11 protein-coding genes and 1 pseudogene are annotated in these 12,890 nt (G+C 68.3%); 3 read left to right on the forward strand and 9 right to left on the reverse strand.

Annotated elements, in window-relative coordinates:
* The 8 genes from H7I57_RS00870 to H7I57_RS00905 all read right to left on the reverse strand — a co-directional run bounded on the left by H7I57_RS00870 (position 1) and on the right by H7I57_RS00905 (position 9,868).
* Entirely contained in the window at positions 1–3,369 is a 3,369-nt protein-coding gene (locus tag H7I57_RS00870) for an arabinosyltransferase domain-containing protein (protein WP_372510076.1), read from the reverse strand.
* Positions 3,287–5,119, reverse strand: a complete 1,833-nt coding sequence (locus H7I57_RS00875) for a galactan 5-O-arabinofuranosyltransferase (RefSeq protein ID WP_264021352.1) — start codon at positions 5,117–5,119, stop codon at positions 3,287–3,289. Before H7I57_RS00875 ends, H7I57_RS00870 begins: the two co-directional genes overlap by 83 nt.
* 68 nt (positions 5,120–5,187) lie before the next feature.
* Positions 5,188–5,952 (reverse strand): decaprenylphospho-beta-D-erythro-pentofuranosid-2-ulose 2-reductase, encoded by a 765-nt coding sequence (gene dprE2, locus H7I57_RS00880; protein WP_264021339.1) that lies wholly within the window; start codon positions 5,950–5,952, stop codon positions 5,188–5,190.
* Between the two features lie 13 nt (positions 5,953–5,965).
* Complete coding sequence (gene dprE1, locus H7I57_RS00885; protein ID WP_264021340.1) at positions 5,966–7,348, reverse strand: decaprenylphosphoryl-beta-D-ribose oxidase; 1,383 nt, start codon at positions 7,346–7,348, stop codon at positions 5,966–5,968.
* A 32-nt stretch (positions 7,349–7,380) separates the two neighbouring features.
* Positions 7,381–7,776 (reverse strand): GtrA family protein, encoded by a 396-nt coding sequence (locus H7I57_RS00890; protein WP_264021354.1) that lies wholly within the window; start codon positions 7,774–7,776, stop codon positions 7,381–7,383.
* Between the two features lie 71 nt (positions 7,777–7,847).
* Positions 7,848–8,138 carry a CDGP domain-containing protein gene (locus H7I57_RS00895; RefSeq protein ID WP_264021341.1) on the reverse strand — a complete coding sequence of 97 codons (291 nt, stop codon included), beginning with the start codon at positions 8,136–8,138 and terminating at the stop codon, positions 7,848–7,850.
* 337 nt (positions 8,139–8,475) lie between these two features.
* Positions 8,476–9,102: a DUF1326 domain-containing protein gene (locus H7I57_RS00900; protein WP_264021343.1), complete on the reverse strand. Its 627-nt coding sequence runs from the start codon at positions 9,100–9,102 to the stop codon at positions 8,476–8,478.
* 13 nt (positions 9,103–9,115) lie between these two features.
* Positions 9,116–9,868, reverse strand: a complete 753-nt coding sequence (locus H7I57_RS00905) for a DUF2182 domain-containing protein (protein ID WP_264021344.1) — start codon at positions 9,866–9,868, stop codon at positions 9,116–9,118.
* Between the two features lie 366 nt (positions 9,869–10,234).
* Here H7I57_RS00905 and H7I57_RS00910 point away from each other — a divergent pair, with 366 nt between their 5' ends.
* Positions 10,235–10,534 (forward strand): hypothetical protein, encoded by a 300-nt coding sequence (locus H7I57_RS00910; RefSeq protein WP_264021345.1) that lies wholly within the window; start codon positions 10,235–10,237, stop codon positions 10,532–10,534.
* 53 nt (positions 10,535–10,587) lie between these two features.
* Here the strand turns inward: H7I57_RS00910 and pdxR are convergent, their stop codons facing one another.
* Positions 10,588–11,994 carry a MocR-like pyridoxine biosynthesis transcription factor PdxR gene (gene pdxR / locus H7I57_RS00915; RefSeq protein WP_264021346.1) on the reverse strand — a complete coding sequence of 469 codons (1,407 nt, stop codon included), beginning with the start codon at positions 11,992–11,994 and terminating at the stop codon, positions 10,588–10,590.
* 49 nt (positions 11,995–12,043) lie between these two features.
* Between pdxR and H7I57_RS00920 the strand changes: the two genes are divergently transcribed.
* Entirely contained in the window at positions 12,044–12,505 is a 462-nt protein-coding gene (locus tag H7I57_RS00920; protein ID WP_264021347.1) for a carboxymuconolactone decarboxylase family protein, read from the forward strand.
* A 20-nt stretch (positions 12,506–12,525) separates the two neighbouring features.
* A pseudogene (locus H7I57_RS00925) lies at positions 12,526–12,890 on the forward strand (phosphotransferase family protein); the annotation flags it as partial.

Raw genomic sequence — 12,890 nt, forward strand, 5'->3', positions numbered from 1 at the left:
TCAACTCAGACGCAGCGGCGCCGGGCTCCACAGACCGCTGCGCGTCACCGAACCGAGATCAAGCCTGGCGGCTTCGGCGTCGGGGTAGAAGGGGGTGAACTGCTGCAGCGCGCCCCAGTCGCGGAACCAGTCGTGTTTCAGATAGGTGGGGACACTGGTGGAGCGCAGCAGGAGTTCGGTGATGCCCAGCGGGCCGCCGCCGAGGTAGTCCATCACCGGGGAGTTGGCCTCGGCGCCGAACCGGTCGGGCAGGATGCGCCACTTGGGCACCTCGATGACGCCGTTGCGGTGGTCGAAGGGGCGTTGGCAGGGGAATGCCAGTCCCACCAGCCAGTCGAGGAACACCGGGTCGGTCGAGCCGACGACGTCCTGGAGGGTGCGCAGCTCGGGAATCCGCGGCGGCGTGAGGGCGATCCAGTGCTCGGGGCTGAGGTCGTCGTCGGTGGCGACCAGCCGGATGCGGGTGGCATCGGCGGGGATCGCCGACAGCGGCGCGCGCAGGTTGCGCCACGCCGGGGCGGCACCCACGTCGCCGAACGTGATGTCGCCCGCCGGCTCCCCGTCGGGACCGGCCCACTGGGCGATCACCTCGCCGGAGTCGAACCGCCCTGCCGCGGACACCACGAGCAGGGAGTCGTCGCGGTCGTTCTCGCTCCACCCGGCGGGCAGTTCATACCAGGCCGACCGCAGGACCGCAGGCTGCTGCGTCCCGCTGCGCCAGCTACCCAGCACCGGGGTGCGGGCGGGGTCGAGGCCGTAGGGGAGACGGGCCCGGGAGCCGTTCACCCCTGCGGCGGCGGTGGTGCCGCCCTCGGTGCCCGCCTCGGTCTCGGTGTCGACGCCGCTGTCGGTGTCGGCGAAGTTGCCCGCGCCGGACTCCTCCATCACCGGGTCGGCCGACACGTCGGACGGAATCCCGTTGGGGCCGAAACCTTCTGTGTTGCCTGCGGTGGCCGAGCCCAAGGCCTCGCCGACCGGCACGTCGATGGGGGTGAGCAGGCCGTCGTTGGGATCCTGTTCGACCATGACGTCCTCGGCCATGCCGCAGGTCTTGCCGGTGAGGGCCTCGAGATTGGACCGGCCGACCGTCCACGCCGGGTACTGGCCCGTCATCGCCACGGTCAGCGACACCACCTCGAAGGTCACCAGCGCCCACGTGGCGATCGCCAACGGCGCCTGGGCGATGGCCCCCCATCGTCGCGGGCCACCGTTGGGCGGTGAACCGGCCCGGCCCGAGAAGTGGAACCACGCGGCGATGAGCAGCGCCACGACCGACAGGCCGAGCAGGATGGTGGTGAAGCCGAACTTCCACTCCGGGAAGTCATTCGACCACGGCACCCCGAAGTTCGAGACGTACCACCAGCCGTTCACCGTCGCGAACGACAGCGCGGTGATGAACAGCACCGCCGCGGCGAACAGCGTGCGGTTGCGGCGCGATCGCATCGCGACCGCCGACACGGCCACCGCGGCCAGGGCGCCGAGAGACCCGGCCAGACCGGCGAAGACGCCGAAGTGGTGGGTCCACTTGGTGGGGGTGAACATCATCGCCAGGAACGAGATGATGGTGATGCCGACGATGCGCCTGCTCGGGCCGAGGGCCGTCCCCGGGATCCTGCCCTTGCGCAACGACATCGCGACCGCGACCGCGAGCGCCAGCAGCAGCGTCAGCACGGCGAACCGGCGCGCCACGGAGCCGTCGGGGCTGGTGGTGAACAGCCGTGAGTACCGGATGTGTTCGTCGAACCAGGCAAGGCTCGGGCCCACCGCCGACTTGAAGCTACTGGCCTGGAGTTCGGAGGCCAGGGTCTGGTCGCGGAAGATCAGGAAGATGGCGACGGTGCCCGCGGCGGCGATGGGGGCCAGCAACGCCCAGTATCCGAAACGCGAAGTATGCGCGGCCACAATGGTTTTCAACGGGCCGATGGCGACCAGTAGGGCGCCGACGGCGGCGATGCCGGTGGGTCCGGAGAACAGCGTCAGCGCGCCGATGATGATCGCGACCGCAACCGGCAGCAGCCTGCTGGTCGCGACGCCGCGCTCGACCGAGCACCACGTCAGCAGGATGCCCAGCGCGATGATCGGTTCGGGGCGCAGCCCGTTGTTCAGCGGCAGCCAGAACGCGAGGAACAGCCCGGCGGCCGTCCACACCGCGGCCTGGCTGTGTTTGACGGCGGAGCCCAGTCGGGGGATGACCTCACGGCTGATCACCCACCAGCACGCCAGGCCCATCAGCAGCGTGGGCAGCCGCATCCACACGCTGGTGGTGCTGACGTTGGCCCACACCGCGAGCAGGTCGTAGTACCAGCCGAACGGCGCTTCGGGGGTGCCGAACCAGCGGTAGTAGTTCGCCATGTACCCGGCGTTCTCGGACACCCGGGCCATCGTCAGGATGTAGCCGTCGTCGGCGGTGTTGGCGCCGACGAAGTGCCACCACACCAGCACCGCCGTCACCACGCCGTCGAGCGGTTTCATCGACCACCACCGCGGCGGCAGGAAGCGCCGGTGCCGCATGCCGTCGGCGTTGTCGAGGACGTGCAGTGCGCCGAGGGCGACGATCGTCATGGCGACGCCGACGATCATCGCGAGCAGTTTCAGCAGCGTCGGGGAGGTGCTGTAGCGCGTGTCGACCGTCGCCGAGAACTGCAGGCCGGGAGGCGCGGGGCCGGACAGGTCGGTGAACACCCCGACGATCTGGGGCCGGAAGTCGTAGCCGCTGCGCTCACCGCGCAGCGGTTCACCGGGCTGATCGCTGTCGGGTCCGTTGGTGAGGCCGACGAACTCGCCGGTCACCCGGTCGGCGTGCGCGGTGAATGTCAGCTCCCGGCATGCGGGGCTGAGCACCTGACTCAACGGCGCGCTGACCACCGGCGTGTTGCGGACGATGACGAGCAGGTCGTTGTTCACCCGCTCGATGAGCAGGCCGCGGTCGATGGCGTTGGGTGCCTGCTTGGGCACGGTGGACAGCAGCACCGAGCGGCCGGGCCGGTCCAGGCCGGCGGCGGCGCTGCACGGCACGGTGATCTCGAGGTCGGTGGCGACGTATCCGATCAGCGGGGCGTCGACGCTGCCCAGGACGCCGTTCGATGTCGCCGGCCCGCCGGCTCCGGCGTTCTGCGGCCAGTTCAGCTCGGCGGTGGTCTGGTTGACGGGCAGCAGCGGGGTCGCCACGGCCAGAGCCGTCCCCAGCAGCCCCGCGACGATCGCGATGAGTCGCGCGGTGCGGTGGTTGCTGCCCCTGGCTCGATCTGTCGGCTCGGCCGACGGTGCCGCCTGTCCGACCACGGGGCTAGATGGTAATTGGCTTGCGGATGGCCAGCACGAACGGGCCGATGGTTGACACGTCGAACCGCGGATCGTCGAACAGCGCATCGTCGAGCGCGACGTGGTAGCGGCGCACGTTCGGCTGGTTCGGGTAGACGTCGGAGGCCAGCCGCAGGGTGTAGGTGTCGTTGGCGCCGCGGCGCATCAGGAACACCGTCGGCGGTTCCCACGGCATCTCGTCGAGGGCGGCGATGAACTGGTCGGCGTCGGTCAGCATGGCCCAGCCCTCGATGGCTCCGGCACGCTGGTCGAACTGGGCCAGCGGGTTGGCGTAGTGGGAGGTCAGCCCCTGGAACCCGTAGTACGGGTAGTAGGACAGGAAGCTGTAGTCGGCGGTCATGACGACGGTCTCGTTGCGGGGCCGGCCCGTCACGTCCTGGATGCGGGCGTCCACCTCCCGGTAGTACTGCGCGGCCCCGGGTGGACGACGGTCGGCGCGCTCGCCGTAGCCGTCGGTGTCGGTGTAGGCGACGATGATGTCGGAGCGCAGCACGTCGGGGATGTCCTGGCTGAACGTCACGGCGCCGAGCGCGCCGACGGCGGTGGCCACCGCGACCACCCGGTGCGCATTGGCCTGCTGAACCCGGGCGGTGGCCGCGCGGGTCACCTCGATGAATCCGAAGGCGCCCGCCGCGGTCAGCAGGATGGTCAGCATGGGCTGCAGCCGGAACGACAGCAGCGTGGTGCCCACCAGCGTGGTGAGCATCGACAGCAGTGACCACGCGTAGACCGTCAGCACCGCGACGGCCAGCGCGCCCGCCCTTGTCGAGGTGCGCGCATAGCTCACCAGCCACAGCGTGCCGAGCATGCAGAGGGCCCCGAGCAGCGTGAACTGCAGCATGGGGAATGCCAGCTCCGCGCCGTCCTTCGGCAGATAGTGCTGGGCGGTGCCGCTTTCGGCGGGCGTGTCGCGGACCGCGGCCAGCAGGTAGGGGCCCCAGCCGATGAGGGCGAGCAGACCGGAGATGGCCGCGATGACCAGCAGCCGCAGCAGCGGATCCCAGTGCCTTCGGGTGGCGGCGATCAGCACCGCCATCACGGTCAGCGTGAACGCGGCATAGGCGAGCAGCAGCGTGTAGAACAGCGCGGCGATGCCGAGGAAGATCCCGACCCCGATGACCGCGGCCCACCCGCCGTTTCTGGTCTTGCCCCGCAGACCCGACCACGCGAGCACGAACACCGGTGGCAGCAGCACGGCGATGATGGCCGCATACGGCTCGGCGGGCGAGTACGCCAGCGCAGCCGCCGCGGTGGCGGTGGAGACCACCATCGCGTATTCGAAGCGGATCATGCTGGCCCACAGTACGAATGCCAGCACGATCGCGATCGTGATCGAGATGATCGACCACGGCTTGAACATCTCCCACGCCGGGGTGCCGGTCAGGTCGGCGAGCCGGCCACCGATCCAGAACCAGCCCGGGGGATAGAACGGCGGCAGCCCGATGTAGGTCATGTCGTTGAGGGCAGGAGAGTCGGCGAACCGGGTCATGTACTCGGTGCGGAACTGCTGGTCGACCGAGATCCCGAACAGGTACAGCTTGGTCGCACCGAGCGGCATCGCGAGGGTGACGAGCGAGAACGCCGACAGGAACACCGTGGCGGCCAGCCACGCGACGTGATGGCGGCCGCGCCGGTGGATCCATCCGCCGGCCAGCAGGCCGACGAGGCAGGCGACCTGCCCGACCGTGGTCAGTGCGTGCAGTTGATTCGACGAGTTGTAGGCGGGCCACTCCACCCGCGCGATGGCCGCCAGCGCCACCACACCGAGCACGGTCGCGACCAGCGCCGCCGCCACCATCTGGCTCCCGGTGGCCAGCGCTCGTGTACCCACAGTCTTTTCCTCCGGGTCGCTCCTGCCCACCGGAATCAGATGGGGAGCTTGCGGAAGATCGGGCGCGGGATGTGGCGCAGCACCATCATCACGTAGCGGAACGCGCCCGGCGCCCACACCAGGTCCTTGCCCTTGGCGGAGGCGGTGACCGCGAGGTCGGCGACGTACTCCTTGTCGACCGTCAGCGGAGCTTCCTTGACGTGGGCGCTCATCCGGGTACGCACCTGGCCGGGCCTGATCACCAGGACACCGACCCCGAACTCCCGAAGCGCCTCCCCGAGACCGAGGTAGAAGCCGTCCAGACCTGCCTTCGTGGAGCCGTAGACGAAGTTCGATCGCCTGACCCGTTCGCCGGCCGCCGAGCTCATCGCGATGATCCGACCGCTGCCCTGGGCGCGCATCCTCTCGCCGAGCAGCACGCCCACCGAAACGGCCGCGGTGTAGTTGATCTCGGCGATCTGAACGGCTTTGCGCTGGTTCTGCCAGAGTTCCTCGGCGTCACCGAGAAGCCCGAAAGCCACGATCGCGACATCGATGTCGCCGCCGCTCCAAGCCTTCTCGATGACCGCGGGGTGGCTTGCGGTGTCGACGGCGTCGAAGTCGATGACCTCCACCGACTTGGCGCCCGCCTTCTCCAGCTGCGCTTTGGCACTGTCGCGCAACGGATCACCGGGCATGCAGGCCAGCACGACGCCGGCGTGGGCGTTGCGCAGGTACCGCTCGCAGATCGCCAGCCCGATCTCGGAGGTGCCGCCGAGGAGCAGGATCCTCTGGGGGTTACCCGTCGCATCAAAAACCATGGGAGAACACCATCTAGAGCAGCTCCAGTCGTCGGGCCATGTCGGAGGCGAACACCCCGTTCGGATCGACCTTGCGGCGCAGGGCGATCCACTCGTCGATGCGGGGATACATGGCGTGAAAGGTCTCGGCGGTGGTCCGCGAGTCCTTGGCGGTGTAGAGGCGTCCGCCGAACTCAAGCACCCGCTTGTCGAGTCCGTTGAGGAACTCGTTGAGGCCGGGCTTGATCGGGAAGTCGACGCAGACGTTCCAGCCAGGGATCGGGAAGCTCAGCGGCGCTTGGTTTCCCGGCCCGAACAGCTTGAACACGTTGAGGAACGAGTAGTGGCCGGACCGCTGGATGTCGACGAGGATCGCCTTGAACTCCTCGACCGCCGTCGTCGGGACCACGAACTGGTACTGCCCGAATCCTGCGGGTCCGAAGGCGCGGTTCCACTCCCCGAACATGTCGAGGGGGTGATAGAACTGCGTCAGATTCTGTGCCTTGCCGCGGTAGGTACCGGACTTGCGGTACCAGAGTTCGCCGATGGGCATGAAGGTGTACTTGTTGGCCAGCCCGTTGGGGAACACATCGGGCAATGTGAGCAGTTGCGGCGCATCGAATTTCAGCGGGTTACGTTGCAGCTTCTTCGGCAGCTGGTCGACGGTGGCCAGTGAGCCGCGGGAGATCGCGGCACGACCGAGCTTCGGCGGCGCGCTGATCGCGTCGAACCAGGCGCTGGAGTAGGTGTAGTTGTCCTCGGTGCCGTCGCTGTGGAAGGCGATGGTCTCGTCGAGTGTGTTGGTGACGTCACCATCGGCGATGAAGTACGCGGTCTCGGTCGGCGTCATCTCGATGGTGGCGCGCAGGATGATGCCGGTGAGGCCGTTGCCGCCGACGGTCGCCCAGAACAGCTCGGCCTCGGGGCCGTCGGGTGTGACGGTGCGCACCTCGCCGTTGGCCAACAGGAGGTCCATCGACCGCACGTGGTTTCCGAAGCTGCCCGCGCTGTGGTGATTCTTGCCGTGGATGTCGCAGGCGATGGCGCCCCCGATCGTGACCTGGCGGGTGCCGGGGAGCACGGGCACCCACAGCCCCAGCGGGAGCGCCGCGCGCATCAACTGGTCGAGGTTGACCCCGGCGTCGACATCGACGAGGTGGCTGTCGGAGTCCATCGAGTGGATGCGATTCACCACACTCATGTCGATGACGAGCCCGCCGCCGTTCTGGGCGTTGTCACCGTAGGACCGCCCCAGCCCGCGCGCGAGCACGCCGCGCCCAGACCCGTCGGCGGTCTGGGTGACCGCCTTGACGATCACCTCGGGATCCGGGGTCGACAGCACCTCGGCGACGGACGGGGCGGTGCGGCCCCAGCCGGTCAGCCGCTTGGCGGTGGTCGGGAACTCGGTGCTCAACATCGTCACAGAGGGTACCGCCTGGGTCGCTTCGCTCACCGCAGCCGGAAGATAACCACGCGCTGGACGATGAAGTTGATGACCGTGGCGGTGCCCTGGGCGATGACGAACGCCACCGGCACGCGCCACGGTTGATCTTCGAATTCCATGTAGAAGAAGTAGTTGATCCCGACTTGGACGGCATAGGTCACCGCGTAGAGCACGACCACCGCCACGAACCGCGCGGTGCTCGGTGGCGCCTGGAAGGTCCACCGCCGGTTGATCAGATAGGCGGTGGTGGTGCCCGCGATGAAGCTCAGGGTCTTGGCGAGGTTGACGTGCAGGCCCGCGGCCAGCAGCGCCACGTAGAGACCGAAGTCGACGATCGCCGACAACCCGCCGGTCACGATGAACCGCCAGATCTGGGTCGTCAGGCTCAGCTGCGGTGACATCGGGGGCTCGGCCACCCGGGCAGCTTACGGGGTGGCGGGTGTCACCCCGGGTCAGAAGGGTGGCGGCTCGCTCAGTCGGCGATGTGCGTCGGTGGGTCGGCGAAGGCGAGATCCCAGTAGTGCCGGCCAGGTCCCATCAGATCGCAGCGTTTCTCGGGCACCAGGTGGGAACTGAAGCCGCTGGGAATCAGGCGGGCGACCCCCACACAGCGTTGCCAGGTGCCGTCAGGCTGCACCGGTCCGTCGCACTTGCTGATGACAGGCCCTCCGTACAGGCAACCGGCGGCGGCAGGCGGCGCACAGGTGATCAGTCCCGCGGCCGCCATCAGGCCAGCCAGTGCTCCGACGATGCAGCGCCTCATGGTCGTCTCCCGTCACTCGCCGCCGGGGAGTTGCCGCTGGGAGATGCCGAGCGCCCGGGGTGACAACAACCGTCGACAGCCCTGCCAGCAACCAATGACGCTACCGCCTGCCGACCTCGTTTTGCGGCCTTTGACAGCGTGGTGCCTCACGTCAAGGTGCGCGCGAGGGCGGATCCGTTGCCCCACTGTGAGGAGCTGTGCGGTCAAGGTCTGGATCTGACGCACAGTGGCGGCGGGGTTGAGCAATGCGTGCGTCGAAGACCTCCTCACCGAGATCGATCGACCCCACGTGCGCCTGCTGCGGCTGACCTCTAGGAGCCGCCGGCGCGGTGCGCGGTCAGTTGTTGGACCAATCGAAGTCGTACAGGATCCAGTTCGTGTCCGTGAAACCGAGCCGAATGCCCTCGGCCTCGACCTGGAAACTCCCGATCCCACACTCACCCTTGGTCCAGATGAAGCCGTCGGGCAGCACGATCTGAGCCTGGTGGGACTCGCCGGTCACCGGGTTCTTGAAGCCGTCACCGGTGGCGCGTCCGTAGCCCTCGGCCGTCATCGTGGTCTGCAGTCCGGTGCCCTCGAAGCTGATCGGAGCCTTGGCGAGCCCGACGACCTCGAACGTCGTGCCGAGAATTCCCCACGGGTCGCCACCGAGCTGCCCGGTATAGATCTGGGACAGGCTCGCGATCTGTTCGTCGGTGGTATCCGGCTCGACGATGAACACCGCCTTGCCATTTCCGTCGTGAATCGCTTTCGGCCAGTCGATCACTGCGATCGCCTTGACTCCAGAGAGGTCGACGTCGCCGCATGATCCCTCCAGGATGTGGTTGCCGACCATCGCCCGGCAGCTGCCGTCCGGCGAGGTCGGAAAGCCGTGGAAATTACACCCGCAACCGGGCGCGCAGTTGCAGAACTCATATCCGCGCCCCTTCAGCTGCCACCGCGTGCGTTGTTCGGTCGTTGTCATTTTCACCCTCCAGTTAGATGAGACGGGTTACGAACGTGGGATGCACCAGCAGCACCATCCCCAGCACAAGAAGGGCCGCCCCGGTCACTCGGGCGAGCTGCTCCCCGAACGGTGCGATCTTCTCCAGCACGATGAGCACCGCGAGAACCAGCATCCACACCAATTGCATTGTGCCGAAGGCAATTAGCACAGCCATCAACATCCAACAGCAGCCGACGCAGAACAGGCCGTGGTGGGCGCCGGCCGCGAATGCCCGTGCTGGACGGTCGAGACGTTTGCCGTGGCGCAGGAAGAACGACATGGGCGATCGACAGTGCCGCAGACACACCGACTTCAGCGGCGTGAGCTGGTATAGGCCGGCGACGATCGCCACCGTGCCGGCAACTCGCCCCACCCAGGGACTGCCCTGCATCAGGGGTGCTTCCAAGCGTCGCCACGCGAAGTACGCGGGAATACCCACGACGGTCCACAGCGCGATGTACCCCATGACGAAGACCGCTACGGGTGCCACCTGGTCGTTGGCGGCCGCGCGGGCATAGAGCCGGACAACGGGTACGACGGCGGGAAACATCATCGCCGCCATCATCGCCACCCATGCCACCAGGAAAGCCGCGAACGACATCGTCGGCATCGGCTGCATGGACATGCCGCCGGTGTCCATGTCGCCGGCGCTGACCACCGACCACCACCAGCCGACGGCCGCCAAGGTCAGCAGCGCCACCGGCAGCAAAAGGTCAGCCCGGCCCGCCTTACGCTGTTCGCCCACGCTCACGTTGGTCCCGCCGTTGGTGCCTCAACCAGTATCGCACCGGTGGCACGCGATGGGAACCGGCTTGCCTCTAGGGCCGAAAACCGGGGTTCCCAGAGACGTGTGCCGCCACTTCGCGCGCATAAAGGCGATTCAACGCGGGTGATCAGAAGCGGGTCATCGAATCCGCGTTCGACGATGGCCGGCCGCATCGACAAATCTCACCGATGTATTTCTGCCAGCGGGCGTTCAATTTCTGCCACGGGAAATGATCGCCCCACCCGGCGAGTTATCACGATCAGATCGCCAACAAGATCGACAAGAAGTCAGAACCGCGCGACTCGCTCCACGGCTCCGACCCGAAACACAGGGAAGAGCAACACAATGAAGAACTTCACCATCGCCACCGCCGCAGCCGCCGGATTCGCCGCCGCCTTCGTAGGACTGGCCGTACCGGCCCTCGCCGCGCCGTCGGGCACCGGTAGCGCCGCCGACACCATCAGCGCGCTGGAGGAACAGGGCAACCGGGTCATCGTCAACCGCCAGAGTGGCGCGGCACTGTCCGACGCCAGTGTCGTGTCCGTCCGTCAGGGCGCCGAGCTCCGCGAGTACACCTGGGACGCCCAGGGCGACGACCGGATCCTCGAGACCGTCGGCCGCGTCATCTTCGTCGACGTCAAGTAACCACCCGAACCAAAAGGGGCGCCCCACCCCCGGGGGCGCCCCTTTTTTCGTGCTCAGAGACCGCTCGCGCCGAGCACCTCGCACAACGCGGAAACCGCAGGCACGAATGCGTGCTCGGCCGGTGCGGCGAACCCGACGATCAGGCCGTCGGGATCGGGAAGCTCGGGTGTGGCCAGCGGATGGCGCATGATCGAGAGTCCCTGCAGCGCGATGCCCGCTTGGGCGGCGCGGCGCATCACCTCCGGTTCTGCTCCGTCGGGCAGGGTCAGCAGCACGTTGACCCCGGCGGCCAGCCCGCCGATCCCGACATCGAACGGTTCGAGCGCGGAAACCAATGCGTCCCTTCGGCGCCGGTAGCGTGCCCGCATCCGGCGGATGTGACGGTCGTAGTACCCGCCGGCGATGAAGTCGGCGAGGGTGAGCTGGCCGATGGCGTCGACGTAGAACTGTTGCCCGCCTGCCGCGTCGACCACCGCGTCGACCAACGGTTCGGGCAGCACCATCCAACCCAGCCGCAGGACCTGCGACAGGGTCTTGCTGGTCGACCCCAGGTACGCGACCTTCTCCGGGCGCAGCGCCTGCAGTGCGCCGACGGGTTGGCGGTCGTACCGGAACTCACCGTCGTAGTCGTCATCGAGCACCAAACCGCCTGTGCGTTGCGCCCATTCGACGACGGCAGTGCGGCGTTCGGGATGCAGCGGCATCCCGAGGGGGTTGTGGTGTGCCGGCGTCAGCAGCACCGCCGGCACGTCGAGCCGGTCGAGATCGCTCACCACCGCACCGTTGTCGTCGACGCCGATCGGCACGGTCGGGACTCCCAACGCGGCGATGGCATCACGAAACAGGAACAGTCCGTAGGCCTCAACCGCGATCGGACCGCCCAGGGCCCGCACGAGCAGCTGCACCGCCTGCCGGACGCCGGCGCAGATGACGATCGAGTCCGGTGACGTCCGCACGCCGCGCGCACGTGCCAGGTAGTCGGCGAGCGCGGAACGCAACTCGGGTCGTCCGCGAGGGTCTCCCATTCGCAGTGCCTCGGTGGGAGCGTTCGCCAGCGCCCGGCGGGTGCACGAAACCCATTGGCTGCGAGGGAACTCGGCGACGTCGGGGGAGCCCGGCATGAGGTTGTGGACCGGTGCCACGCGTGCTCCGCGCGGCCGGGGAGCCGCGGAGCGCCGGGCGGTGTTGACGACCCAGGTGCCCGCGCCCTGCCGAGACGCCAGCCAGCCTTCGGCGACCAGTTCGGCGTAGGCGTCGGCGACGGTGTTGCGGGCCAGCCCCAGATCGGTTGCCAGGGCGCGGGACGGCGGCAGCATCGTGCCCGGGGTGAGTCGTCCTGACCGGGCCGCCTCACGCAAGGCGGCGATCAGCGCGTCCTTCGCTCCGCGGGCTCCCGGGGTGAGGGTCCCGTGCAGGTCCAGATGGAGGTCGAGACCCCCCGAATTGGCCCACGAAACCATGCTCGGATTGAACCATGATCTTGGGTCATTCGGTACTAGCGTCGAAGACATGACACAGACACTCACCACTACGCCCCGCCTCAGGATCTACAAGGCGTCCCCGGAGCTCTATGAGGCGATGATGACGTTGTCCGCCGCGGCGGCCAAGGACGTCGAGCCGGAACTGGGCGAGCTGATCAAGATCCGCGCCTCGCAGATCAACCACTGCGCGTTCTGCCTCGACATGCACACCCGCGACGCCCGCAAGGAGGGCGTCAGCGAGCAGAAGCTCGACGTCCTGGCGGCGTGGGCGGAAGCCGGCGACCTCTTCACCGGGCGGGAGCGCGCGGCGCTCGCGCTGACCGACGCCATCACCGAGCTCGGCCACGGCGGCGTCCCCGACGACGTCTACGAGCAGGCCGCCGCGGCCTTCTCGGACCGCGAACTCGGGCAGGTGATCGCGATGGCCGTCACCATCAACGCCTGGAACCGCATCAACGCCGCCGTGCAGACGCCGCCACCGCGGCGCTGACGTCCAATAACGTCGGTCTGGTGCAGACCCGATCCGGTGCGGAGATCGTCGTCGACGGCGACGTCGTCCACAAGCTGCACCGACTCGGAACGGATCCGCGGGCGCTGGGTGCGCGGCTGCGGATCGCGGCCGAATCCGAGGCGCTGCTGTCGCCGACCTCGGTGGTGCCGAAGCGTATCGGGCTGCGGTGGCAGACCACCTGGCCGGTGGTGGAAACCGTTGTCGCCGAGCCTGATCACGCCCCGTGGCCCGAGGCGGGCACGCTACTCGCCGCGCTGCACCGGGAGCCGGCGCGCGTCCGCGCCCCGGTACACGGCTGGCCGCGGCGGCTCAGGCGTGCCGTCGACAACCTCAGGGCGACGACGGGCGCGCCGACCGCCGTGGT

Source organism: Mycolicibacterium pyrenivorans (assembly GCF_025821625.1).
Lineage (GTDB): Bacteria > Actinomycetota > Actinomycetes > Mycobacteriales > Mycobacteriaceae > Mycobacterium > Mycobacterium pyrenivorans.

Coding starts and splice junctions, on each gene's coding strand:
- H7I57_RS00870 (WP_372510076.1), bottom strand. CDS start 3,369: ATGCGCTGTTCGACGATCCGCGGTTCGACGTGTCAACCATCGGCCCGT.
- H7I57_RS00875 (WP_264021352.1), bottom strand. CDS start 5,119: ATGGTGGCGGCGGCGCTGGTCGCGACCGTGCTCGGTGTGGTGGCGCTG.
- dprE2 (WP_264021339.1), bottom strand. CDS start 5,952: ATGGTTTTTGATGCGACGGGTAACCCCCAGAGGATCCTGCTCCTCGGC.
- dprE1 (WP_264021340.1), bottom strand. CDS start 7,348: ATGTTGAGCACCGAGTTCCCGACCACCGCCAAGCGGCTGACCGGCTGG.
- H7I57_RS00890 (WP_264021354.1), bottom strand. CDS start 7,776: ATGTCACCGCAGCTGAGCCTGACGACCCAGATCTGGCGGTTCATCGTG.
- H7I57_RS00895 (WP_264021341.1), bottom strand. CDS start 8,138: ATGAGGCGCTGCATCGTCGGAGCACTGGCTGGCCTGATGGCGGCCGCG.
- H7I57_RS00900 (WP_264021343.1), bottom strand. CDS start 9,102: ATGACAACGACCGAACAACGCACGCGGTGGCAGCTGAAGGGGCGCGGA.
- H7I57_RS00910 (WP_264021345.1), top strand. CDS start 10,235: ATGAAGAACTTCACCATCGCCACCGCCGCAGCCGCCGGATTCGCCGCC.
- pdxR (WP_264021346.1), bottom strand. CDS start 11,994: ATGGTTTCGTGGGCCAATTCGGGGGGTCTCGACCTCCATCTGGACCTG.
- H7I57_RS00920 (WP_264021347.1), top strand. CDS start 12,044: ATGACACAGACACTCACCACTACGCCCCGCCTCAGGATCTACAAGGCG.